Below are 24,058 nucleotides of genomic sequence, written 5' to 3'. Positions count from 1 at the left end.
GTCACCGGGGGTGGGCACCGACGCCAGCGGGGTCGTGGGCACCGGCGCGAGTGGCGGCGCGGGCGGCGGCGCTGTGTCCGCGCCCGACTGGTCGTGGCTGCCCGACCCCGACGACGCACCGGACCGGGCTCGCCTGGCACGCGCGCGCGACGAGGCGGAGCGGCTGCTCGCCGACCACGGCGTGACCTACGGCGCCGACCGCCCCGAGGGCGCCGGCCCGTGGCGGCTGGACCCGGAGCCGGTGACGATCGACGAGGCCGAGTGGTCGGCGCTCGACGCGGCGCTGGTGCAGCGCGCAGAGCTGCTCGACGCCGTCCTCGCCGACGTCTACGGCGCGCGGCGGCTCCTCGCGGACAGCCTGCTGCCGCCGACCGCGGTGGTGTCGCACGGCGGGTTCCTGCGCGCGGTCGACGGGCTGCGGCTGCCGGGCGGGCGGGAGCTGGTCCTCACCGCGACCGACCTGGTGCGCGACGGGCGCGGCGCGTGGACCGCGGTCGCGGACCGCACGCAGGCACCGTCGGGCGCGGGGTACGCGATGGAGGGTCGGCGCGTCGTCGCCCAGGTGCTCGCCGACGTGTACCGCCAGGCGTCCATCCAGCGGCTCGGCCCGTTCTTCCGTGCGATGCGCACCGCGCTTCGCGACGTCGCGCCCCCGCACGCGGAGCAGCCGCGGGTCGTGCTGCTCACGGCCGGCCCGGCGAGCGAGACGGCGTTCGACCAGGCGTACCTCGCGTCGATGCTGGGCCTGCCGCTCGTCGAGGGCTCGGACCTCGTGGTGCGCGACGGGCGGCTGTGGATGCGCTCGCTGGGCGAGCTCGAGGCCGTGGACGTGGTGCTGCGCCGCGTCGACGCGCAGTGGTGCGACCCGCTCGACCTGCGCACGGGCTCGCGGCTGGGCGTCCCCGGGCTGGTGCGCACGCTGCGCGCGGGCAACGTGAGCGTGGTGAACCCGCTGGGCGCCTCGGTGCTGGAGAACCCGGCGCTGCTGGCATACCTGCCGCGGCTCGCGCGCACCGTCCTCGACGCCGACCTCCTGCTGCCGTCCCCGCCGACGTGGTGGTGCGGCGACCCGTCGTCGTTGCAGCACGTCCTGGGGCGGCTCGGCGACCTCGCGCTGCTGCCTTCGGAGCGCCGTGCGGGCACCGGGCTCGTCGCGGGCTGGGAGCTGGACGCGGCGCAGCGCGACGAGCTCGCGCGCCGCATCGCCGCCGAGCCCTGGCTGTGGACCGCGCAGGAGCCGTCGCACCGCGACGAGACGCACGACGGCCCGCGCGCCGCGATGCTGCGCACGTTCGCGGTCGCGCACCGCGGGTCGTACGCGGTCATGGCGGGCGGGCTCGCGCGCGTGTCCGACGAGCCCGTGGTCTCGTCGTCGTCGGGCGCCGTCGCCAAGGACGTGTGGGTGCTGTCGTCGCAGGAGGCCCCCGACGAGGCGGCCGAGCCGGTGCTCGGCGGGAGGCGCGCGGGCAGCGGCATCTCGCCCCGAACGGCCGAGAACCTGTGGTGGATGGGCCGCTACGCGGAGCGCGCGGAGGGCGCCGCGCGGGTGCTGCGCGTGGTCGTCGACCGCTGGGACGACTTCCACGCCCGGCCACGCACCGCGGGCGCGCGGGCCCTCGCGGTGCTGGTCTCGGGCCTCGAGCCCGACGACGAGCGGACCGGCGCGAGCCTGCGCGAGCTGGTGCTCGACGCGCGCACGCCCGCGTCGGTCGCGGCGTCGCTGCGGCGCCTGTCGTCGGCCGCAGCGGCGGTGCGCGACCAGCTCTCGAGCGACACCTTCGGCCCGCTCGCCCGCATCGACCGCGTGCTGCGCAGCGAGCGGGCACGCCGCCGACCCGCCGCGGACGGCCTCGAGCTGCGCCTCGCCGACGAGGACGGTGCCGCCACCGCGGGGCTGCGACCCGTGCTCGACGAGGTGCTCGAGGGGCTGCTCGCGGTCGCGGGCATCGCGTCCGAGGGCCTCGTGCGCGACATCGGCTGGCGGTTCCTCGACGCGGGACGCCGCGTCGAGCGCGCGCAGCACGTCGTCGAGCACCTGCGGGCGACGCTCGTCGAGCGCCGTGCCGCAGCCGTCGAGAGCCAGCTCGTCGACTCGGTGGTGCTCGCGCACGACTCGTCGATCACGTTCCGCCGCCGCTACGCGTCGACCGCGAGCGTGCCCGAGGTCCTGGACCTGCTGCTCCTGGACCCGACCAACCCGCGCTCGGTCGCGTTCAGCCTCGACCGGCTCGCCGACGACCTGGGACCGACCCCCGCCGCCGCGCACCTGCTCGGAGGCGTCGCCGACCTGCTCGCGGAGCTCGACCCGGTCGCGGCGAGCGCAGGCGAGGGACGCCGGGAGCGCCTCGACGAGACGCTCGACTCGATCGGCTGGCGGCTGCGGCAGGCGGCCGACGAGATCGAGCGCGCCGCGTTCGTCCGCCCCGGCCCGAGCCGCGCGCTCGAGGACCCGTGGGACGCGGCCGACGAGCAGGAGCGCCCGTGACCCGCACCTACGACCTCGTGCACCGCACCACGTACACGTACGCGGCGACGGTGACCGACTCCTACGGCCGCACGACGATGACGCCCCGCGACCTCCCGGGGCAGGCGGTGCTGGACTCCTCGGTGCTCGTCGAGCCCGCACCGGCCGACTCGTCGTCGCACGTCGACTACTTCGGCAACCGCACCACGTACTTCGGCGTGACCAGCCCGCACACCGAGCTGGTCGTGACGTCGCGGTCGACGATCGAGGTGACCCGCACCGTCCCCGAGGCGCTGCCGGCCGTGACGTGGGAGGACACCGCTCGGTCGGTCGAGACGGGGGACGCCGCCGCGGCGGTCTCGTCCGACGTGCTCGTCGCGCTGCGGGAGATGGTGCTGCCCTCGACGCACGTCAGCACGGGCGACGAGGTGCGTGCGTGGGCTGCGCCGTCGTTCACGCCGGGCCGCGAGCTGGCCGAGCTCGTCGTCGACCTCGCCCACCGCATCCGCACCGAGCTCGACTACCGCTCCGGCTCGACCACGGTGCACACCACGCAGGCGCAGCTGCTCGCCCAGCGGGCGGGCGTGTGCCAGGACTTCGCGCACCTGATGATCGCCGCGCTGCGCGCCCACGGGCTGCCCGCGCGGTACGTGTCGGGGTACATCGAGACGCGGCCGCCCGCGGGGCGGGAGAAGCTGCGGGGCGCGGACGCGTCGCACGCGTGGGTGTCGGTGTGGCTGCCCGGTGCGGGGTGGGTGGACGTGGACCCGACGAACGACCAGCTGGTCGACGACCGGTACGTGGTGCTCGGCTGGGGGCGCGACTACCACGACGTGCCGCCGTTGCGGGGCGTGATCTTCACCGAGGGGTCGGGTTCGCGGCTGTCGGTGCAGGTGGACCTGGTGCCGACGGGGTCGCCGCGGTTCGAGTGACGCGATCCGAGCGATGTGCCCCGCGTGAGTGCGGCGGCGTGCGGGCGGAGCGGACGGGTCAGCGCCGCGACGCCCGGTCGCGCAGCTCGTCGGGAGTGACCACGAACCCGCCGCCGTCCAGCACCGTCCCGCCGCACGCGCGCCACAACGCGCTGGTCACGCGCGCGATCGACGGCGCCACGCGCTGACGTGCGATGACGTGCAGCGGCGACGGGGTCTCCGTGGTGAGCTCGCCCGGTTCGAGGGGCTGCCAGCTCACCTCGTACGCCCACGGCCCGTGCTCGCGCCAGTCCACGGCCTGCAGCGCGACGGGCGTCGCGCGAGGTCGGTGCATCCGCAGCCGGACCGCGCCGTCGTACTCGTAGGCGGCCGTGATCGTGAAGGGCTGCGGGGCCCCGCCCGGGGGCGCGGGGACGTCGACCGGGCTCAGGCGGGCGCCGCTGAGCGCGGGCCGGACGAGCGGGACGACGTCGGCCGTCGTCATCGGGATCGCGGTCCACAGCGTGAGGTCGATGCGCGCCTCCGGGTCCGGCGCGATCGCGCGCACGCGGTCCGCGGGGAGCACGAGCCCGCCCACGTGCCGTGCCGTCGCGGTCATCCAGCCGGCCGCGCGGTCCAGCGCCGCCTGCCCCACGTGCTCGAGGCCGTACAGGTCGCGAGGGCCGTGCTCGTGCGTCGCCGGCAGCGGGACGGGGCCGACGAGCGCCGCCTCCTCGTCGAGCCGCAGGAGCCCCTGCACACCCGGCTGCTCCTCCTGCACGGCGATGCCGCGGAATCGAGCCCCGGTCATCGGGCGCGCGACCCGCACCGCGGCGACCGGCTCCCGCTCCCAGCGCGCGTCCCCGAACCAGGCGCGAGCGAGCGCCACGACGTCCGCGCCGGGCGGCAGCGCGAGCACGTGCATGCCGTCGAGCTCCGCGGGGAGACCGAACACACCGGATGCGTGGGCTGCCAGGTCCTGTGCCATGTCCGGACGCTAGCCACGCATTGCTGCCGGGATGTTTCCAGCGTGTGGCGAACCGTCCACCGTGTGCCAACAGCGCTGTCCACAGGGTGACGCGCTCAGTTACCCAGAGGTGTGGGTAACCCTGTGGACAACTGTGCGCGCGGGCTACGCGCCGACGTCGTGCAGGTGGTGCACCACGTCGTGCAGGAAGTACTGCCCGAGCGTGCGGACCGTGAACTCCGACCCGTTCGAGCGCTTCCCCGTGCGCTCCCACGCGTCGTCGGGCACCGCGTCGAACCGGTCCGCGATCCCCTCTCCCGCGTCCGCGAGCTGCTCGGCGACGACCACCGGGTCCTGCAGGTCGTAGCGCTCCGCGAGCGCGGTCGCGTCCTGGTCCCAGTTGGCGAACGGCGGGTCGTCGTGGTCGAGCATGAGCGCGAGCCGCTCGTCGAACACCCCGAAGACGTCGCGCACGTGCGCGCCGTACTCGAGCGTGGACCACGTCGTCGGCGCGGGCCGCACGCGCGCGTCCTCGCGGTGCAGCGCGGACACCCAGCGGGGCACCAGGTCGCGCACCGTCGGGCCGATCTCACGCGGGTCGACGTCGGCGGCTGCGAACCCGCGCTCGGGGCAGCGCTCGCGCAGCACCCAGGTCCAGTCCTTGTCGTCGGGCTCGATCTGCGGCGCGTCGCTCGTCATGACCGCACGGTACCCGCGTCGGCGCTACAGGACCCCCGCGGTGTGGAGCTCGGCGTACTCGTCGTCGGTGAGGAGTCGGGAGCGGATGAGGAACCGCACCCCCTCGGGCGCCTCGAGGGAGAACCCGGCGCCGCGGCCAGGCACCACGTCGATCGTGAGGTGCGTGTGCTTCCAGTACTCGTACTGCGCGCGCGTCATCCACACGGGGACGACTCCGCCGTCGCCGATGTCGAGGTCACCCAGGTGCTCATCGACGTCCCCGGTGAGGAACTCCCCCGCCGGGTAGCACATGGGCGACGACCCGTCGCAGCACCCGCCGGACTGGTGGAACATCAGCTCGCCGTGCTGCGCGCGCAGCTGCCTCAGCAGCGCCGCGGCGTCGGGGGTCACCGCCACCCGCTCCGGAAGCGTGCTCGTGCCGTCGCTCATCTCCGCCTCCCTCGTCCCCGGCCGCCGCTCGGGCCGCGCCTCCGCTCGGACCTCGTCGCCGCTCGCACGCGCAACCATCTCCGATCAGCGGCACTTGTGACAGGAGTGCACTCGGAGCGCCTCTGCGAGGCAACTCGTGTCCCTCGCGTCACAAGTGCCGCTGATCCGGTCGCGTCCCCGGCCGGGTGCCGGACCAGGCACCCGGCCGGCACCCGTCAGAAGAAGCCGAGCTTCTGACCCGAGTACGACACCAGCAGGTTCTTCGTCTGCTGGTAGTGGTCGAGCATCATCTTGTGGTTCTCGCGCCCGACGCCCGAGCCCTTGTAGCCGCCGAACGCCGCCGCGGCCGGGTACGCGTGGTAGCAGTTCGTCCACACGCGGCCGGCCTCGATGTCGCGACCGGCGCGGTACGCGGTCGCCTGCTCGCGCGACCAGACACCCGCGCCCAGCCCGTAGAGCGTGTCGTTCGCGGTGTGGATCGCGTCCGAGTAGTCGGAGAACGACGTCACCGCGACGACCGGCCCGAAGATCTCCTCCTGGAAGATCCGCATCGAGTTCTTGCCCTCGAAGATCGTCGGCTGCACGTAGTAGCCGTCCGCGAGGTCGCCCTCGAGGTGCGCCTGCTGGCCGCCCGTGAGGACCTTGGCGCCCTCCTCCTTGCCGATCTCGATGTACGACAGGATCTTCTGCAGCTGGTCGTTCGACGCCTGCGCGCCGATCATCGTGTCGGTGTCCAGCGGGTTGCCCTGCTTGATGGCCTCGACGCGCGCGATGCCGTCCGCGAGGAACCCGTCGTAGATCGACTCCTGGATGAGCGCGCGCGACGGGCACGTGCACACCTCGCCCTGGTTGAGCGCGAACATCGCGAACCCCTCGAGCGCCTTGTCGTAGTAGTCGTCCTTGGCGCGGGCGACGTCCTCGAAGAAGATGTTAGGGCTCTTGCCGCCCAGCTCGAGCGTCACCGGGATGATGTTCTGCGACGCGTACTGCATGATCAGGCGCCCGGTCGTCGTCTCGCCCGTGAACGCGATCTTGCGGATCCGCGGCGACGACGCGAGCGGCTTGCCGGCCTCGACGCCGAACCCGTTGACCACGTTGACCACGCCCGGCGGCAGCAGGTCGGCGATGAGCTCCATCAGGAACAGGATCGACGCGGGCGTCTGCTCGGCCGGCTTGATGACCACGGTGTTCCCGGCAGCCAGCGCGGGCGCGAGCTTCCACGTCGCCATGAGCAGCGGGAAGTTCCACGGGATGATCTGCCCGACGACGCCCAGCGGCTCGTGGAAGTGGTACGCGATCGTGTCCTCGTCGATCTCCGAGATCGACCCCTCCTGCGCGCGCACGGCACCCGCGAAGTAGCGGAAGTGGTCGATCGCGAGCGGCAGGTCCGCGTTGAGCGTCTCGCGCACCGGCTTGCCGTTCTCCCACGTCTCGGCGACGGCGAGCATCTCGAGGTTCTCCTCGATGCGGTCGGCGATCTTGTTGAGGATCACCGCCCGCTCGGTCGCGGAGGTCTTCCCCCAGGACCGCGCGGCGCCGTGCGCGGCGTCGAGCGCACGGTCGATGTCGGCCGCGTCGCCGCGCGCCACCTCGGTGAACGTGTGCCCCGTGACCGGCGACGGGTTCTCGAAGTAGCGACCCGCGGCCGGGGCGACGAACTCCCCGCCGATCCAGTGGTCGTAGCGCTCGCGGTAGGTGGCCGGGCTGCCGGGCTTGCCCGGCGCTGCGTAGACGGTCATGGCGTGCCCCATCCGTTCCGGGTGCGGGCGATCGCTCGCCCGGGTGCGGCATCGTCGCCGCGTCCTGGTCCGGACCGTAGGCACGCGCACGTTGCAGGGGCGTTGCAGCGGGTGCCGGGCCGACGTCTGGGCAGACGGCTGGGCAGACGGCTGGGCCGACGAGCAGGCCGACGATCCTTCGACGGCCGGTGGGCGGGATCTCGTCAGCCGCGGCCCGGGCTGGGCCGGGCCGGTGCACCGCGCGGCGGGCCCAGCTCGGCCTCGAGCCGGCTCAGCTGGGCGTGCGCACGCAGCTGCCCCGCCGACCCGGGCGCCGACGCCGCCGCGAGCGCGCGCCACGCGTCCCAGTCGTCGGCACCCTCGTCGGACGCCGCCCACCGCACGATCAGGTGCGGGTCGTGGCTCGCGAGGACGGCGGCCCGCACCTCGTCGGCGACCGCCGCGCGCACACGCTCGACCCCCGGGGCGGCCGAGCGTGGCAGCACCGGCCCGGTGTAGGAGCCGATCGCCTCCGCGACGTCCCCCAGCGCGAGCGCGGAGCGGACCGTGTCGACGTCGGAACGGATCGCTCGCGTGAGCCGGTAGGGCCGGGACTCGGACAGCAGCGGGCCGACCGCGCGGCGCAGCCGGGACACCTCGGCACGCACCGTGACCGCGGACAGCTCGTGCTCGGAGAGCAGCACGGCGAGCTCGTCGGCCGCGAGGCCCGCGGGGTGCTCGGCGAGGAGCAGCAGGATCTCCGCGTGCCGGCGCGACAGGCGGTGGGCCGTGCCGTCGACGACGACGGTCCCACCCTGGCTGCCGAGCACGCGGAGCAGGGGCGCCGGCGGGGCGGGGGTCGCCGGCGCGGCGCGGCCCGTGCCCGCGGCGATCGTCGCCTCGACGGCCGCGGCCGTCGCGCGGACCAGCCGCATCGCCATGCTCGTCGCGACCGGTGGCCCGCCCGTGACGTCGAGCACGCCCAGCACCGTGCCGTGGACGTCGTGCACGGGGACGGCCGCGCAGTTCCACGGCTGGACGGGCCGCGCCCAGTGCTCGCTGCCGATCACCTGGACGTCGCGACCCGTGGCGAGCGCGGTCCCCGGGGCGTTGGTGCCCGCGCAGTCCTCGCGCCACACGGCCCCCTCGACGAAGCCCGCGGCCTCGACCGCGCGCCGCACACCACGGTCGCCCCCCACCCACAGGAGCCGGCCGCTCGCATCGGTGAGAGCCGCGACCCACGCCGGGTCGCCGTCGAGGAGCAGTCGGCGCACGACGGGCAGGACCGCCGCGAACGGGTGCTCGCTGCGCAGGCCGGCCAGGTCCGCCGCGGAGACGTCGACCGGCGGGGCGGGGCGCTCGGGGTCGACGCCGCTGCGCCTGCTGCGGCGCCAGGAGTCGGCGACGACCCGGCGCACCCCGCGGGCCGGGGCGTGGCCGGTGCTGACGAACTCGTCGTGGGCCGCGCTCGTCGGCGGCTCGCCCCGGATCGGGCTGAGCGCACCCGTGACGCTGGTGGTGCTCACGCACACCTCCTGCCGGCTGGTGCCGACGTCGACGTCGTCGTCGCACCGACGACCGCGCGCCCGCGCCGCCGTCCATCTCGAGTGTAAGGACGCGCCGCGTGATCCGGCAGGGCCTGCCGGTGCCCGCTCCGAATCCAGGATCAGCGGCACCTGTGACACGAGTCGACGCACGGGTCCGCCGGCAGTGCTCACCAGCCCCACGCGTCACAAGTTCCGCTGATCCGGATCGAACCACCCGGTTCCGGAGCAAGGATCTGACGAAGCGTGCCAGAATGTCACCATGCCCAAGATCATCGGCGGGTCGCTGCACGAGCACCGCGAGCAGACCCGGCAGAAGCTGTTCGCCGCGCTGTCGACCCTCATGGCCGAGCAGGGCTTCGACGCCGTGACCCTCGCGGAGATCGCGCAGGCCGCCGGCGTGGGCCGCACCGCGGTGTACAACCACTTCCCCGACAAGGAGGCCCTCCTCCTCGGGTTCATCACGCACGAGACCGAGCAGTACGCCGCGACGCTGCAGCGCTCGCTCGACGACATCGACGACCCGGTCGAGCAGCTGCGCACCTACGTGCGCCAGCAGGTCCAGCTGAAGCGGGTCTACCACCTCGCGCCCGGCCCGGAGCTGCGCTCGGTGCTCTCGCGCGGGACGCAGCAGCGCGTGCGCGAGCACGTCGCCGTCGTCGAGGTGATCCTGCGGGACATCCTCACGGCGGGCATCGAGTCCGGTGCCTTCCCCCAGCAGGACCTCGAGGTGACGGTTCCCCTCGTCAACGCGTGCCTGTCCGGTCGCGGTGTCCCCGACGACGGTCCCGAGCGCGAGCGGGCGATCGAGCAGACGGAGCAGTTCGTGCTCCGGGCCGTGGGGGCGCTCGCCCCGGTGCCGGCCTGAGCGCGCCGCGGCGCGGCCGGGCCGACGGCTCGCGCCGACGCGGTGGTGCAGGCGGACGCGGTGGTGCGGGTGGACGGCAGACCACCCCCTCCCCGAGCACACCCCGCCCCACGAGCCTCGAGCTGACGTTCCTGGCCGGCCTCGGCGACGTCCTGCGCGACGAGGTCCGCGAGCGCCTGGGCCGCCCCTCGTCGCCGGTCGCCGGTCGCGACGACGCCCTGCGCCTCACCTACGCGGGCCCGCTCGCGGACGTGCGCGCCCTGACCACCGCCGTCGCCTCGTTCGTCGTGCTGCACTTCGACGTGCCCCGGCCGCGCTCGCTGACGAGCGGCGAGCACCTCGCGCGCATCGTCGAGGCCGCGTACGCGTCGCTACGGGTCGCGGGGTCCTCGACGTTCCGGTTCGAGGCCGCGGGCAGCGACTCCGCGGTGTTCGCACGGCTCGGCGAGGAGATCGCGCGCGCGACGGGGCTCAAGCACGACGACGAGCGCGGTGAGCTGGTGCTCCGCGTGCGGCGCGGAGCCCCGGCGCACGGGAGCCCGGCGCACGGCACGGCCGACCCCGGCTGGGACGTGCTCGTGCGCGTCGGCAACCGGCCGCTGTCCGCGCGCCCGTGGCGCGTCGCGGACTACCCGGGCGCGGCCAACGCGACGATCGCCGCCGCGATGGTGCGCCTCGCCGGGCGGTCCGACGAGCAGCGCGTGGTCAACCTCATGTCCGGGTCGGGCACGCTGCTGATCGAGCGGCTCCTCGCCGGTCCCGCCGCGCAGGCCGTGGCGATCGACGTGTCGTCGACCGCGACCGAGGCGGCCCGCGCCAACCTCGAGGCCGCGGGCCTGACCCGCCGCGCGACGCTCGTCACGGGGGACGTCGCCGCTGCCGAGGGCGAGTACGACCTGCTCCTCGCCGACCCGCCGTGGAGCGACCTGCACGGCACGCACGCGACGGCCGAGCAGGTGCACACCGACCTTCTCGGCACGGCGGCGAGGCTCGCCGCACCGGGCGCCCGGCTCCTCGTGCTCACGCACGAGATCAAGGTGATGGACCGGGTGCTGCGCGCGCAGACTGGCTGGAGCCGCACCAGCGAGACGCGTGTGTTCGCCAAGGGTCACCACCCGCGCATCTACGTGCTCGACCGCACCTGAGATCGCACCTGGGACCGCGCGGAGTCGACCGGCGCGTTGTCCGCGATCCACTCGTCGGTGCGCAGCCACGAGTCGAACAGCCACTGCTCCTGCTCGTCCGGGTCGCGCGGGACCTCGTCGGGAGCGACGGACCAGCCCTTCATGACGATCCGCTTGTCGAGGGGGAGCTCGCGCCAGATGTCGCGGACCGTGACGAGGCGGTCGAGGCCCGTGTGCGCCACGAACACGACGCCCGCCTGCGGAGCCTGGTCGAGCGCGGCCAGCAGGCCACCGGAGTGCGGCGCCATGACGTTGGTCATCTGCTCGGCCCGCGCGGCGAGGTCGTCGCGGCCCCGTTCGCGCAGCGCCTCGATGCGCGCGAGACGCCGACCGGGAGTCACGTTGCCGCCCTCCGGGAAGATGAGCAGCGCGTCGTGCGGACCGAGGTCCCGTGCCAGGCCGCCCACCGCGTCGGACTGTCCGGGAGCACCATGTCGGCGCGCCTTGCGCGGCGTGACGAACTGCGTGGGCAGGCGGTTGAGGAGCACGTCGATCGCGGGGTCCCACTGCAGCGTGTCCTTGAGGACGATGCGCGGGCGGCGGTCGAACCAGTTGAGCAGCGCGTGCACCAGGATGAACGAGTCGCCCGGTCCGGCGTGCCGGCTCGCGACGACGACCGGTGTGCCGGGCATCCGCCCGCCGAGGTCGGCGTCGACGACTTCGATCTCGAGGCGCAGCGTCCAGCGCACCTGCCAGAAGAGCACCTGCAGCATGCGGCGCGCGAGCGTGTAGTGCGCGCGCTGGAACGCCGGCCGTCGGACGTAGACGCCGAACAACGAGCCGATCCACAGCCCGAGCAGCGCGACGAGGCACGCCGCGTCCCACAGCACGTAGAAGCTGGCCATCCAGGCGATGCGCGGGATGCGCAGCCGCCCGGGCAGCACCCAGGACAGCACGCCGCCGACGATGATCACGAGCAGGATCGTCGTCGGGACCAGGACCACCGCAGCGAGCACGATCGCCGGGGCGAGCACGACGCGCCGCACCCAGCGCGGCGGGAGCCGCCACCTCACTGCTGGTCCAGGTATGCGGTCGTCGCGGTGAACGCCGCCTCGATCCGGGCCTTCGTCGCGTCCATCCGGCGGTAGGAGCCGAGCTTCTCGTCGCCCTTGGCGGGCCCCCCGCTGGGCAGCACGTGCACGCTCACACCCTCGGGGACGGCGTCCATCTCGCGCGAGAAGCGGTGTCGGCGCGCGATCTCGAAGCTGACGCGCGCGACCTCGGACGGCTTCTCGGGTGCCTCGAGCGTCTCCTCGATCCGTCCCACCTGCAGCACGTACACACGGGTCGCGCCGCGGCGGATCGCCTCGCCGAGCGGGATGGAGTTGACCATGCCGCCGTCGACGAAGTGCTCGTCGCCGATCTTCGTCGGCGGCAGCACGCCCGGCACCGACGACGACGCGAGGATCGCCGGCACCAACGGGCCGTGGTCGAACCACCGCTCCGCCGCCCGCTCGATGCTCGCCGCCGTCACCGCGAGCGGGATCCGCAGGTCCTCGAACTGCGGGTCCTCACCCAGCATGTCGACGAGCAGCGCGCGCAGCGGCGCCGGGTCGTTGAGGTGGGTGCGCGACTTCGCGAGCCGCGCGAGCTGCTTGGGCCACGAGTCGCCGTAGATCGCGGCCGCCGCGGGCGACGCCCATGCCTCGACGAGCCGGTCGACGACCGCGGGCGTCGGGTCGCTCGCGAGCGCGGCGCCGTTGATGGCGCCGATCGACGTCCCGACGACGAGGTCCGGCACGATGCCCGCACCGAGCAGCGCCTGCAGCATCCCGACCTGCACGGCACCACGCACGCCGCCGCCGCCGAGCACGAATCCTGTCGTCACCCGGTGATCGTGGCACGACCCACCGACGCGCGCCGGTGAGCACGCGGGTTCCCGGCGAGAGTCGCACCACCGACCCGCGCACCCACCGGGAACCCGCGCGCTCGCCCGGGCGCACCGAGCCGCGCGGGTCAGATCTTCATGGAGCAGGACGGGTGCGTGATGTTCGCCGACGGGATCCACTTGATGTTCCGGACGCGGGCCGCGATGTGCTCCGCCGCCCAGTCCTCGTAGCAGTCGTAGGCCGAGCCGTGGATCGTCGTCGGGACCGAGTCCTTGCTGCAGATGTCGTCGCTGCTCCAGCACCAGCTCATGATCTGCTGGACGTCGGTGGTCCCGGTGAAGTTCGCGCGGGCGCCCCAGATGCCGTTCTGGCCCTTCTGCATGATGGGCCGGTGGTAGATGTTCGGGTCGGCGGAGTTGCGCTTCGCGTCGGCGAACAGGTGCACCTGGGTCACGTGCTTCTTCGCGCTCGAGGAGAGCATCGCGTAGCCGTTGCCGACCGCCTGAGCGCCCTGCGAGTACCCGAACAGGATGATCTTGGCCGACGAGCAGTGGGACACGATGTTGTTGACCTGGTTGTAGACGTTCGTCGCACCGATGTTCATCGACGTGTCGTAGTTGAACTTGTCGGCCACGCGCCACCCGATCGCGATCGCGGGGTACGACACCATGTTCGCCTGGATCTGGCTGCGCTTGAGGCCGAGCCGGACGCGGGCGTCCTCGTACACGCGCAGGCCACGATCGCCCATGCCGCTCGAGTACTTCGTGGGGTTCTCGCTCGGCTTCGAGGGGTTCTGGCCCGAGCCGCGCGCCGAGAGGAAGTACGCGCTCGCGCACCGCGCCGTGTTGATCTTCTTCGCGCCCGTGCCCGACGAGTTCTTGGCCGCGACGGCCCACCGGCCCGACATGTAGTCGTAGTTCACCTCGGACGTCAGCAGGTCGCTCGTGCGCAGGCTGCGCGTCGAGCTGCTGACCGTGGCGTAGGCGCTCCAGGTGAACCCCGTGACGATCCAGCCGTGCCCGTCGGTGTCCGCACGGACCGGCAGCTCGCGGTAGATCGTGTAGCCCGTCGCGCCGCTCACCCCGGTCCAGGAGATGTTGTAGCCGCCCGCCGACGAGCGGCTGACGGAGACCGTCGAGGGCGCCGACGGCGTTGCCGCGGACGCGGGTCCGGCGGACAGCGAGACGACGAGTGCGGCGGCCAGGCCGGCGGCGAGCGCGACGCGAGATCTGAGGCTCACGAGGTTCCTTCCGTGGAGGGCGACCGGCGGTGATCCGCCGGCCACCGCAGAAGCTAGCCACGGGGAACCGGACACATCGCAAGCATTCGGGTGATCCGGCAGGCGATCGGGTGAATCTCCTCGTCAGCCCCAGAGGCGGAACGCCAGGACCGCCGCGACGGCGGCCCCGACGAGCAGGCCCAGGTTGAGCCCGATCTGCCGCGCCTCGCCACGCACCACGTGCAGCGTCGTCGCACCGATCTGCAGCAGCACCAGTCCCACGGCCGCCCACCCGGCCAGCACCGGGGCGACGTCGGTCGACGGCGGCAGCAGCAGGCCGAGCACGCCCAGCGCCTCCACGGCACCGATCGCGCGTACCGCGGGCATGGGCGCGCGCTCGACCCAGTGCATCATCGGCTGCAGCTGCTCGCGCGAGCGCACCAGCTTGAGCACCGCCGAGTAGGCGTAGAACACGGCGAGCAGGCCCGCGAGGACCCAGTAGGCGACGAGCACGAGAACTCCCTGGCCGGACGACGAGCGGGCGCCCATCCTCGCCCGGCGTGTGCCCCGCAGGCGAGACCCGCGCGGCGCGCCGCGACGGTCGACCCCGGCGGCGGTGCGACAGTCGGGTGGGAGGTGGCGATGAGGCTGACCGCGACACGGCGTGCGCGCACCGCCGCGGGTGCAGTGGCGGTCGGGCTCGCGCTCGCGGCATGCACCGCGGGGACGACGTCGGCCGGGGGCGCGCACGCCTCGTCGAGCCCGCCGAGCCCGACGAGCAGCGCCGGACCAAAGAGCACCGCGCCGACGAGCAACGGGCCGACGAGCAACGGGCCGACGAGCACCGCGCCGACGACCGCGCCTCCCGCCGGCCCGGGAGCCACGAGCACGTCGTCCCCCTCGTCGTCCCCGCCGTCGTCCCCCTCGCCGCCCGCTCCCAGCGCGGTCGAGGTCGCGCACCGCCGCGCCTCCAACGTCGACGTCCGCCCCCTGCGCCCGCGCGAGAAGCCGCCGCAGTTCGTGCTGTTCTCGTTCGACGGCGCCGGCTGGCACGACCGCTGGCAGGAGTTCCTGGCCGCCGCGGACAAGGTCGACGCGCGCTTCACGGGCTTCCTGTCGGGCACGTACCTGCTCACCGACGCGCACGGAGACGCCTACCAGGGGCCGGGTCACCGGCGCGGGGTCTCGGAGGTCGGGTTCGGGGGCACCCCGGCGCAGGTCGAGCGGCTCGTCGGCGACCTCAACCAGGCGTACGCCGCGGGCGACGAGATCGGGACGCACTACAACGGGCACTTCTGCGACGAGGCCGCGCCCGGCGGCGGGCAGTGGAGCTCGAAGCAGTGGCGCAGCGAGCTCGGGCAGTTCTTCACCTTCGTCGACCGGTGGAAGACGATCGACGGGCTGCCGGACGCCCCGGACCTTCAGGTCCCGGCGTCGTCGATCGTCGGGGGCCGGCTGCCGTGCCTGGAGGGCAAGTTCTCCGCGGTGCTGCCGGCGTGGCGCGAGCACGGCATGGTCTACGACACGTCGGGCTCGGGCTCGATCGCGTGGCCGCGGCAGGTGCACGGCGTCTGGGAGCTCCCGATGCAGTACGTCGCGTCCCCGACGCTGGGTGACGTCACCGCCATGGACTACAACTTCTGGTTCAAGTTCAACGGCGCGAAGAACGACCCCGCCGCAGCGCCGCAGATCCGCGCGAAGGTGCTCGCCACCTACGAGCACATGTACGACGTCGCGCGGCACGGCAACCGCGCACCGCTCGTCATCGGCAACCACTTCAACGCGTGGAGCGGCAACGCCTTCAACCCGGCGGTCAAGGACTTCATGCTCGAGGTGTGCGACGACCCCGGCACGATCTGCGCGACCTACTCGGACGTCATCGCGTGGATGCAGGCGCAGGACCCGAAGGTGCTGGCGCACCTGCAGGCGCTGCCGCCCGTGCGCTGACCGCCCGCTTCAGCAGCGGCGCGAGCGGCCGCTCGACCAGCCGGTGGACGAGCCACGCGAGCACCAGCATCCCGACGACCGTCGCGACGAGCGTCACGCGCGGGTCCACGCCGCGGTCCGACAGCCACGTGATGACGTACCAGCCCAGGTGCTCGTGCACGAGGTAGAAGGGGTAGGTCAGAAGCCCTGCGGTCGTCAGCCACCGCCAGCGCGCCCAGCCGAACCAGCCGAGCGCGATCGCGGCGACCAGCAGGTAGCACGCGGCGACGACCCCGATGATCACCAGGGGCGACCGCTGGATGTACATGTCCGTGCCGGGGTGCCACAGGTCCTGCACCACGCGCCGCTGCCCGAGCGCGAAGCTCACGACGACGAGCGCCCACGGCTCGGGCGCGGACCCGAACCGGTGCACCACGTACAGCGCCATGCCGCCGACGAAGAACGGCGCGTGGTCGGGCATCAGGAGCTCGTCGAGGACCGGCACGTCGAACGCCGTGACCAGCAGGCCCGCGCCCAGCCACACCCAGCAGAACCGCAGCACGCGCGCACGGCTCGCCCCCGCCCCGCGCAGCACCGCGACCGCGAACAGCACGTAGAACCACGCCTCGACCCACAGCGTCCAGTCGACGCCGAGGATCCGCGGCGCCCCCGCGGGCACCTGCAGCAGCGTGAGGTTGACCAGCACGTCGTCGGCCCGGGGCGTCCCGGACACCGCGGGCCACGCCAGCATCGCGCCGACGAGCAGCAGCAGCGCCGCCCAGTACGCCGGGTACACGCGCGCGATGCGGGAGGCCGCGAACGCCCTCGTCGTGCGCCCCCACCCGCTCATGCAGATGACGAACCCGCTGATGACGAAGAAGAGCTGCACGCCGATCGGGCCGTACACCGCGACCGACGAGATGCGCGGGAACAGGTCGGACGGGTCGGCGCCCCAGTGCTTCGTCATGTCCGAGCGCGCGGTGTAGTGGTAGAGGCACACCGCGAGCGCGGCGACGAGCCGCAGGCCGTCGAGCGCCCGGAGCCGTGCGCCGCGGGCGGGTGCCGCGCCGTCGGCGGGGATGTCGCCCGCGGGGCCGGCGACGGGGGCGCCGGGCTCGGCGACGGCTTCGCGCGGCGCGGTCTGGGTCACCCGCGGGAGTGTTCCACCGCCGGCCGAGCACCAGGTGAACTCAGGACGCGCAGCGGGTGAACGCCGGGCCGGGGCGGCCTCGCGCGGGTAGCGTCTGGGTCGTGACGAGTCGTCTCGAGGTCGAGCAGCGTGTCCGCGACCGGTTGTGGGACCACACCGACGAGGACGTGTGCCACGCGATCGCCGCGGCGGCCTACCTCACGGCGCTCGAGGCCCAGGAGCGATGCGAACCTGCGACTGAGGTCACGCGCGTCCTGGTCGAGTTCGGCCGGTACAAGCGGGAGCTGTTCGGGGGCGGGTAGCGGCCGCAGCACGCTGACTCGGCGCCCTTCGTCGTGTCGGAGAATGATCCGGTGACCCGCCCTGCCCGCCTGCCCCGCGTCCGTGCGTCCGAACTCGTCGGCCGCGGCTGGCTCAACACGGGCGGCCGGGACGTCACGCTGGCCGACCTGCGCGGCAAGGTCGTCGTCCTCGACTTCTGGACCTTCTGCTGCATCAACTGCCTGCACGTGCTCGACGAGCTGCGCGAGCTCGAGGAGCAGCACCGGGACGTGCTCGTGATCGTGGGCGTGCACTCGCCGAAGTTCGCGCACGAGGCGGACCCCGTGGCCCTCGCGGCGGCCGTCGAGCGGTACGGCGTGGCGCACCCCGTGCTGGACGACCCGGAGCTGGTCACGTGGTCGGCGTACACGGCGCGGGCGTGGCCGACGCTCGTCGTGATCGACCCCGAGGGGTACGTCGTCGCGCAGATGGCCGGCGAGGGGCACCGGCACAACCTCGAGGTGCTGGTGCGCGACCTCGTCGCGGAGCACGAGGCGAAGGGCACGCTGCACCGCGGCGACGGCCCGTACGTGCCCCCGGAGCCGACGAGCGGCACGCTGCGCTTCCCCGCGAAGGCGCTCGCGCTGCCGGGCGGGAACCTGCTGGTCGCGGACGCCGGGCACCACTCGCTCGTCGAGCTCGCGCCGGACGCGGAGACGCTTGTCCGGCGGATCGGGGCCGGTGAGCGCGGGCTCGTGGACGGCGGTCCCGACGAGGCGCGGTTCGACGAGCCCAACGGGCTGTGCCTGGTACCCGACGAGCTGCGCGAACGCCTCGGGTACGACGTGCTCGTCGCGGACACCGTGAACCACGCGCTGCGCGGGGTGCGGCTGGCCGACGGCGCGGTGACGACAGTCGCGGGCACCGGCGAGCAGTACATGGTGGGCGCCGCCGACAACGAGTCAGCCGACGGTCCGACGCCCGCGCGGCGGCGCAAGCTGTCCTCACCGTGGGACGTCGTGTGGTCGGCCGCGCTCGGCGCGTTCGTCGTCGCGATGGCCGGGAACCACACGCTGTGGACGTTCGACGGCGACGACGTCGTGCCGCTCGCCGGGACGATGAACGAGGGGCTGCTCGACGGTCCGCTCGCCGACGCGTGGTTCGCGCAGCCGTCCGGGCTCGCGGTCGGGGCCGACGAGCGGATCTGGCTCGCCGATTCCGAGACGTCCGCGCTGCGGTGGGTGGACCCGGCCGGCCGGACCGTGCACACCGTCGTCGGCGAGGGGCTGTTCGACTTCGGGCACCGCGACGGGCCCGCCGCGCAGGCCCGGCTCCAGCACCCGCTGGGCGTGGCGGTGCTGGGCGACGGGTCGGCCGTCGTCGCGGACACGTACAACGGTGCGGTGCGCCGGTACGCGGACGACGAGGTGACGACGCTCGCCGACGGGCTCGCGGAGCCCAGCGGCTTCGTCGTCCTCCCGGACGGCACGCTGCTCGTCGTCGAGTCCGCCGCGCACCGCATCACGCGCGTGTCCCTCGGTGCGGTGACCAGCGTCGACGCGGGTGCCCACCGCACGCAGCGCCCGGTCACCGACCTCGGCACGCTCGTCGACCTCGACGTGGTGTTCACCCCCGCAGCCGGTCAGAAGTACGACGACCGCTACGGCCCCTCGACCCGGCTGCAGGTCTCGTCGACCCCGCCGGGGCTGATCCTCGAGGGCGCGGGCGACGACGTGCCGCTGACCCGGACGCTGCGCCTCGACCCGGCGGTCGGCGAGGGGGTCCTGCACGTCACGGCGCACGCCGCGAGCTGCGACGCGGACCCCGCGATCGAGTACCCCGCGTGCCACCTCAACGCGCAGGACTGGGGCGTGCCGGTGCGGCTCGTCGACGGCGGGCCGACGACGCTCACGCTGCCGCTGCACGGCTGAGCCGTCACCGCACAGGCGGCGTCAGCCCGCGCCGACCACCGCGACCGCCACGAGCGCCTCGAGCGCCGCGCTCACGGTCGGCCCCTGCGCCGCCGTCGACGACGCGCCCACGTCCACGACCCACGGCCCGTATGCGAACCGCCGGGTCGACTGGTCCCGGTCGAAGTCGGCGGGGCTGCCGCCGCGCGCGACGGCCGACGCGTCGTCGCCGCGCTGCATGAGAACGGCCCACTGCGAGCCGCCGAGCGTCTCGGTGACCGCCGCCGCGAGCGCGCACAGCCGCGGCACCACGCCGGACTGCGCGGCCGCGATCGCGGCGGAGCCGACGACGACCACGCGCTCGGCCGTGACGCCGGGGTCCGCGGTGGGCGTCGCGACCTGCAGCCGGCGGGCTCGCGCGCGCTTGTTGCGGTACTGCTCGACGTCCGCGCGGCGGAACAGCGTGCGCGCCGACACCGGGCCGGACACCGCGGTCGACGCGATGCCGTAGGAGATCGCCGCGCCGTGCGGCAGCGGGTACATCGCGAGGGTCGAGGCGATGACCTCGGACACCTCGGCGCGACGCCGGCCCTGCGTCACGAGCGCGAACTCGTCGCCGCCGATGCGCGCCGCGGTGGTCCCGGGCAGCGCGTCGGTGATGCGGCGCAGCACGTCGCCCACCGTGCGCAGCAGGTCGTCGCCCGCGTCGTGGCCCATGAGGTCGTTGACGCGCTTGAGCCCGTCGACGTCGCACATCACGATGCACGTCTCGTCGCCGGACTCCAGGGCGCTCTCGGCGACGGAGTCGATGACGCGCCGGTTCGCGAGGCCCGTCAGCGGGTCGTCGGCGACGAGGTGACGCACCTGGTCCTCGAGGTCGACGCGCGCGATCGCGCCGGCTGCGAGCGCCGCGAGCACCTCCGCCCGCGCCACGTCGTCGACCGTGAACAGCCCCGCGCCGGGCGGCCGCGCGGCGTACACCTGGCCCCAGACGATGCCGTTGACGACGATCGGGCACGCGAGCGCCGAGCCCCCGCCCAGCTCGCGCAGCGTCTCGATCTCGACCTCGTCGCCCGCCTCGGGGTCCTGCGCGTCGACCGGGTCGCCGTTGACGTCGACCGCGTGCGCGACCCAGCTGGTGCGCTCCCGGATGAGCTCGCGCAACGCAGGCCGGTCCTCTGCGCGGTACGACGCGCGCGTGTGCCACAGCCGGCGCGGGTCCGTGGGCACGGGCGTGACCAGCAGGATGCGGCAGGTGTCCTGCTCGATGCGGCAGAACGCGACGCTCGACGCGTCGAGCAGCTCGACGCCCGTGCTCGTGGCCTGCTGGGCGACGTCGTCGAGCGTGCGGCAGCGGTCGAGGCGGTGCGCAGCTAGGGCCAGCCCGCGCACGCCGACGAGGTGCGCGGCGGATCGACGGCCCGCACGCACGCCCGTCGTCGCTGCGCGTCGTGTCACCGGGACATCATCGTCCACGCGGGGTGACAGCACGACACAGATGGGCGAACCGGGCGCTCACATCACCCGTCCGCCCGGCGTGTCGCGGCGCGTGTCCTCGTCGGGCGCCGCGTCACGCAACCGCGTGCACCTCGCCGAGCTCGCCGAACACCGCCTGGTTGAGGCGGAACGCGACGCGCGCCTCCTCGACGACGGCCGCGCGCTGGGCGTCGTCGAGGGGCAGCGCGTCGAGGCGCTCGCGGTACACGTCCTTGAACGGCTTGAGCTTGTGGATCTCGGGGAACGCGTAGAACTCGAGGCCGTCGGTGCCGAAGCCGTAGTGGCGCTGCATCATGCGCGCGATGATCTGGCCGCCCGACAGGTCACCGAGGTAGCGCGTGTAGGCGTGCGCGGCGTAGAGCGCGATGTCGTCGCCGCACGTCGCGAGCCGCTCGGCGTAGGCCTGGGTCGCGGGCAGGAACCGCACCCGGGCCGCCCAGTCGTCGCCGACGAGGAAGCGCAGGTCCCGCTCGATGGCCGGCACGCGGGTCAGCTCGTCGAACACGAGCTCGTGGTCGTCCCCGCGCTCGCGCAGACGAGCGCCCGCGGCCTCCAGTGCGGTGTACACCGCGAGCTGCTGCACGGCGAGGTCCGCGTAGGCCGCACGGTCGAGCCGCCCCGCCAGGAGCTGCTCGACGAAGCCGGTGCGCTCGGCGCTCTCGTGCTCCGCACGCGTGCCCTCGCGCAGCGCGAGGGACAGCGGCGTGCGGGTCGCGTCGGCGACCTCTCGGACGGCGGTGGTGGACATGGCGCTCCCGGGGCGGTGACGACGGTGACGAGAAGGACGACGACAGTCGTGATGACAACTCGTCAGGAAGCGTACGTCATGTAGGTAAGGCTTGCCTACCCCGGCCGTGGGCTGTCCCGCTGCTTTCCCGTCAGGCCGTCGGCGGGGCCGGCGGCACGTCGCGGCGCTCGACGACCTCGCGGTGGGTCGTGTTGGTGCGCTGCGCGTTCATCACGAGCGCGATGATCAGCGTCAGGACGCCCGCGCCCATGCAGATGTAGCCGATCAGCGCGAGGTCGACGCCGCTCACGGAGTCCTTGACCGCGAACGCCAGGATCGCGCCCACGACGATCAGGAAGATGCCGCCGCCGATACCCATGAGGTCCTCCTCCCGGCCGGCCGCGTACGGACCGGATCCGGCTGGAAGCGTCTCCCGGGACGCGCACGCCCGCACCTCGAGCGGCGCACGCCACCCGATCGGGTCACCCCTGCGTCCCTCGCAGCGGCCCGTCCCGGGGGCGCCGTGCCGCCCCGGACCGCGCGACCGCTCAGCCCAGGATGTCGGGGTACTGCGCGGTCCCGTCTCCCAGCACGTGCTCCGCGAGGAACGCCGTCACCACCTGGTACCAGACGATCGCGTGCTGGGGGCTGAGCACCCAGTGGTTCTCGTCGGGGAAGTACAGGAACCTGTGGGGCGTGCGGCCCTCGTCGTCCGCGGGCAGCTGCGAGTGCGCCAGCAGCTCGTACCAGAGGCGCAGCCCCTCGCCGACCGGCACGCGGTAGTCCTTGTCACCGTGCACGACCAGCATCGGCGTCGCGATGCTCCCGACCGACGCGTGCGGCGAGTGCTCCGCCGCCATCTCGGGGGTCATCTCGCGCGCCCAGTAGAACGCCGCGTCCGTCGTGGGGCCGAACTGGTCCAGCGCCCACAGGCTCGCGTGCGTGACGATCGCCGCGAACCGGTCCGTGTGGCCCGCCACCCAGTTCGCCATGTACCCGCCGAACGAGCCGCCCATCGCAGCCGTGCGGGTCTCGTCGACGTCGTCGCGCGCGACCACCGCGTCCGTGATCGCCATGAGGTCCGTGAACGGTGCGTCGCCCCACGCACCCCAGCCCGCCTGCACGAACTCCTGGCCGTAGCCCGTGGACAGCGCCGGGTCGGGCAGCAGCACCGCGTAGCCCTGCTCGACCAGCAGCCACGGGTTCCAGCGCCACGACCACGCGTTCCACGAGCCGAGCGGACCGCCGTGGATCCACAGCAGGAGGGGGTGCTTCGCGTCGTGCGCGCTGCCGCCCGTGCCAGGTCCCTCGTCGGCCCCGCCGGCCCCGTCGGATGCGGCGGGAGCACCGTGCGGCAGCGCGAGCCACGCGCGGACCGTGCGGCCGTCGGCCACCGTGGTCTCGACCTCCTCGAGCCGCCCGGGCAGCTCCGGCGCGGGCGCCGGGGTGGGCAGCGCGGTCACCTCGCCGGTCGCCAGGTCGATGCGGACGGGGTGGGGCGGGCGCTCGTAGGACGCGCGGATCGCGTACACCGTCGTGCCGTCGGGGCTCACCTGCAGGTCGGAGTAGGCGGCGTCGTCGTGCGTGATGCGGGTCACGGTGTCGGTCGTCGTGCCGCCGCCGTGCGCCAGGTCGATGCGGAACACGGGGGCGCGGCCCAGGTCGTCGGCGACGACGACGATCGCGTCGCTGCCCGGCAGCCACTGCGCCCCGTGCGGCCACCGGTCCCACTCGTCGGCCACGACGCGCACCTCGCCGCCGGCCAGCGGCACGAGCGCGAGCCGGGCCACGGGCGCGACCTGCGGGGTCGAGATGGTGTCACGCTGGAGCACGACCCAGCGGCCGTCGGGGCTGATCTGCGGCCCGCCTAGGTCGAGCGCCGGGTCGTCGACCAGCACCCGGCGCTCACCGGAGGCGACGTCGATCGCGACGAGCTGCGAGCGCTGGTCCCCGCGCGCACCGAACCGGGTCCACCCGGCGACGATCGTCGCGCCGTCGGGACTGATGGCGTACCCCTGCTCGACCAGGCTGCCGCGCGCGTCGGGAGTCGCATCGGTGAGGGTCAGTCGCGGGTCCTTCGTCGTCGCATCGGCTGCCGACACCCTCGTCGGGACGTCCGCCGTGAACAGGTGGGGCTGCTCGGGGCCGAGGTCGTGGTCCCAGTACCGGACCGGGTAGCCGTCGTGCAGGATCGCGGCGACCTTCTTGTCCTTGCGGGCGGTGCGCAGCCTCTCGTCGTGCTCGGCGTCCGTGGCGGACGGCAGCACGTCCGAGCCGACGACGAGCGTCCCCGCGTCCCGCGCGACCTTGACCCCGCCGAGCCCGGCGGCCCGGTCCGCGACGACACGCGCCTCGGCGCCGTCGACCGGCAGCAGCCACAGCGCGGGCACCGGGTCGTCGGACTCCTTGCCGTCCGGGTCGGGGCGCGCGCTGGTGAACAGCAGGTCGCCCGCGGGGGTGAACGCCGCGCTCGACTCGCCCTTCGCGCTGCGGGTCAGCCTCCGGGGCTGCCGCTCGCCCGCGGGGTCGACCTCCCACAGCGCGGTGACGTACCTGGTCCGCTTCTCGTCGAGAGTCTGCACGGCGGTCACGAGCCGCTTCCCGTCGGGCGACAGCTTCAGCCCGGACACCCGCGGCATCGCGACATACCGCTCCAGATCCCACGCCCCCGATCACGCCGATGGCAGGGCGCGTCCACATCCGGGCCGTGAGCGGTCCGGTGCCGGCGAGCCGTACGCCGTCGAGCACCCCGGCA

21 protein-coding genes are annotated in these 24,058 nt (G+C 74.0%); 7 read left to right on the top strand and 14 right to left on the bottom strand.

Annotation, left to right across the window (positions count from 1 at the left end; translation table 11 throughout):
- Window positions 1–10: 10 nt before the first annotated feature.
- Window positions 11–2,485, top strand: a complete 2,475-nt coding sequence (locus tag AW16_RS0114875) for a circularly permuted type 2 ATP-grasp protein (protein WP_029291700.1) — start codon at window positions 11–13, stop codon at window positions 2,483–2,485.
- Complete coding sequence (locus tag AW16_RS0114870; RefSeq protein ID WP_029291698.1) at window positions 2,482–3,396, top strand: transglutaminase family protein; 915 nt, start codon at window positions 2,482–2,484, stop codon at window positions 3,394–3,396. The genes AW16_RS0114875 and AW16_RS0114870 overlap by 4 nt, the downstream gene beginning before the upstream one ends.
- Before the next feature lie 58 nt (window positions 3,397–3,454).
- Here AW16_RS0114870 and AW16_RS0114865 read toward each other — a convergent pair whose 3' ends face one another.
- The 5 genes from AW16_RS0114865 to AW16_RS0114845 form a co-directional block, all read right to left on the bottom strand.
- On the bottom strand, window positions 3,455–4,363 hold the full coding sequence (locus tag AW16_RS0114865; RefSeq protein WP_156044202.1) for a hypothetical protein: 909 nt from the start codon (window positions 4,361–4,363) through the stop codon (window positions 3,455–3,457).
- Window positions 4,364–4,507: 144 nt separating this feature from the next.
- The gene (locus AW16_RS0114860) at window positions 4,508–5,041 is read right to left on the bottom strand and encodes a DinB family protein (RefSeq protein WP_029291694.1); all 534 of its coding nucleotides are present in this window, start codon (window positions 5,039–5,041) and stop codon (window positions 4,508–4,510) included.
- A 24-nt stretch (window positions 5,042–5,065) separates the two neighbouring features.
- Entirely contained in the window at window positions 5,066–5,470 is a 405-nt protein-coding gene (locus AW16_RS0114855; RefSeq protein WP_029291693.1) for a DUF779 domain-containing protein, read from the bottom strand.
- A gap of 215 nt (window positions 5,471–5,685) precedes the next feature.
- Window positions 5,686–7,209, bottom strand: a complete 1,524-nt coding sequence (locus tag AW16_RS0114850) for an aldehyde dehydrogenase family protein (protein WP_029291691.1) — start codon at window positions 7,207–7,209, stop codon at window positions 5,686–5,688.
- A gap of 203 nt (window positions 7,210–7,412) precedes the next feature.
- The gene (locus AW16_RS0114845; RefSeq protein WP_231496080.1) at window positions 7,413–8,714 is read right to left on the bottom strand and encodes a helix-turn-helix domain-containing protein; all 1,302 of its coding nucleotides are present in this window, start codon (window positions 8,712–8,714) and stop codon (window positions 7,413–7,415) included.
- A 280-nt stretch (window positions 8,715–8,994) separates the two neighbouring features.
- Here AW16_RS0114845 and AW16_RS0114840 point away from each other — a divergent pair, with 280 nt between their 5' ends.
- Entirely contained in the window at window positions 8,995–9,600 is a 606-nt protein-coding gene (locus AW16_RS0114840) for a TetR/AcrR family transcriptional regulator (protein ID WP_029291686.1), read from the top strand.
- Window positions 9,601–9,851: 251 nt separating this feature from the next.
- Window positions 9,852–10,745, top strand: a complete 894-nt coding sequence (locus AW16_RS0114835) for a methyltransferase (protein ID WP_231496079.1) — start codon at window positions 9,852–9,854, stop codon at window positions 10,743–10,745.
- Here the strand turns inward: AW16_RS0114835 and AW16_RS0114830 are convergent.
- The 4 genes from AW16_RS0114830 to AW16_RS0114815 form a co-directional block, all read right to left on the bottom strand.
- Window positions 10,724–11,797, bottom strand: a complete 1,074-nt coding sequence (locus AW16_RS0114830; RefSeq protein WP_051681984.1) for a 1-acyl-sn-glycerol-3-phosphate acyltransferase — start codon at window positions 11,795–11,797, stop codon at window positions 10,724–10,726. The two genes, AW16_RS0114835 and AW16_RS0114830, sit on opposite strands and share 22 nt — an antisense overlap.
- On the bottom strand, window positions 11,794–12,612 hold the full coding sequence (locus tag AW16_RS0114825) for a patatin-like phospholipase family protein (protein WP_029291680.1): 819 nt from the start codon (window positions 12,610–12,612) through the stop codon (window positions 11,794–11,796). Before AW16_RS0114825 ends, AW16_RS0114830 begins: the two co-directional genes overlap by 4 nt.
- 128 nt (window positions 12,613–12,740) lie before the next feature.
- Entirely contained in the window at window positions 12,741–13,853 is a 1,113-nt protein-coding gene (locus AW16_RS0114820) for a cutinase family protein (protein ID WP_029291678.1), read from the bottom strand.
- A 123-nt stretch (window positions 13,854–13,976) separates the two neighbouring features.
- A complete protein-coding gene (locus AW16_RS0114815) occupies window positions 13,977–14,381 on the bottom strand; it encodes a DoxX family protein (RefSeq protein ID WP_231496078.1) in 405 nt (134 codons plus the stop codon).
- 93 nt (window positions 14,382–14,474) lie between these two features.
- Between AW16_RS0114815 and AW16_RS0114810 the strand changes: the two genes are divergently transcribed.
- Window positions 14,475–15,779 carry a polysaccharide deacetylase gene (locus AW16_RS0114810; RefSeq protein WP_156044201.1) on the top strand — a complete coding sequence of 435 codons (1,305 nt, stop codon included), beginning with the start codon at window positions 14,475–14,477 and terminating at the stop codon, window positions 15,777–15,779.
- Here AW16_RS0114810 and AW16_RS0114805 read toward each other — a convergent pair.
- Window positions 15,709–16,908 carry an acyltransferase gene (locus AW16_RS0114805; protein WP_081861714.1) on the bottom strand — a complete coding sequence of 400 codons (1,200 nt, stop codon included), beginning with the start codon at window positions 16,906–16,908 and terminating at the stop codon, window positions 15,709–15,711. The genes AW16_RS0114810 and AW16_RS0114805 overlap by 71 nt on opposite strands.
- A 101-nt stretch (window positions 16,909–17,009) precedes the next feature.
- Between AW16_RS0114805 and AW16_RS0114800 the strand changes: the two genes are divergently transcribed.
- Window positions 17,010–17,210, top strand: a complete 201-nt coding sequence (locus AW16_RS0114800) for a hypothetical protein (RefSeq protein ID WP_156044200.1) — start codon at window positions 17,010–17,012, stop codon at window positions 17,208–17,210.
- Between the two features lie 51 nt (window positions 17,211–17,261).
- Complete coding sequence (locus tag AW16_RS0114795) at window positions 17,262–19,100, top strand: NHL domain-containing thioredoxin family protein (RefSeq protein WP_034649451.1); 1,839 nt, start codon at window positions 17,262–17,264, stop codon at window positions 19,098–19,100.
- Between the two features lie 21 nt (window positions 19,101–19,121).
- Here AW16_RS0114795 and AW16_RS0114790 read toward each other — a convergent pair whose 3' ends face one another.
- The 4 genes from AW16_RS0114790 to AW16_RS0114775 all read right to left on the bottom strand — a co-directional run bounded on the left by AW16_RS0114790 (window position 19,122) and on the right by AW16_RS0114775 (window position 23,942).
- On the bottom strand, window positions 19,122–20,537 hold the full coding sequence (locus AW16_RS0114790; RefSeq protein WP_029291667.1) for a diguanylate cyclase: 1,416 nt from the start codon (window positions 20,535–20,537) through the stop codon (window positions 19,122–19,124).
- Window positions 20,538–20,649: 112 nt separating this feature from the next.
- Window positions 20,650–21,324, bottom strand: coding sequence for a heme oxygenase (biliverdin-producing) (locus AW16_RS0114785; protein WP_029291665.1), 675 nt, complete (start codon window positions 21,322–21,324; stop codon window positions 20,650–20,652).
- A gap of 130 nt (window positions 21,325–21,454) precedes the next feature.
- Complete coding sequence (locus tag AW16_RS0114780; protein ID WP_029291663.1) at window positions 21,455–21,682, bottom strand: DUF6458 family protein; 228 nt, start codon at window positions 21,680–21,682, stop codon at window positions 21,455–21,457.
- Between the two features lie 169 nt (window positions 21,683–21,851).
- On the bottom strand, window positions 21,852–23,942 hold the full coding sequence (locus tag AW16_RS0114775) for an alpha/beta fold hydrolase (RefSeq protein WP_081861713.1): 2,091 nt from the start codon (window positions 23,940–23,942) through the stop codon (window positions 21,852–21,854).
- Window positions 23,943–24,058: the final 116 nt, after the last annotated feature.

It is taken from the genome of Cellulomonas sp. HZM, assembly GCF_000708885.1.
Classification (GTDB): domain Bacteria; phylum Actinomycetota; class Actinomycetes; order Actinomycetales; family Cellulomonadaceae; genus Cellulomonas.
The sequence above is the reverse complement of the archived record's forward strand: the minus strand, read 5'-3'. Positions and strand labels throughout refer to the sequence as shown.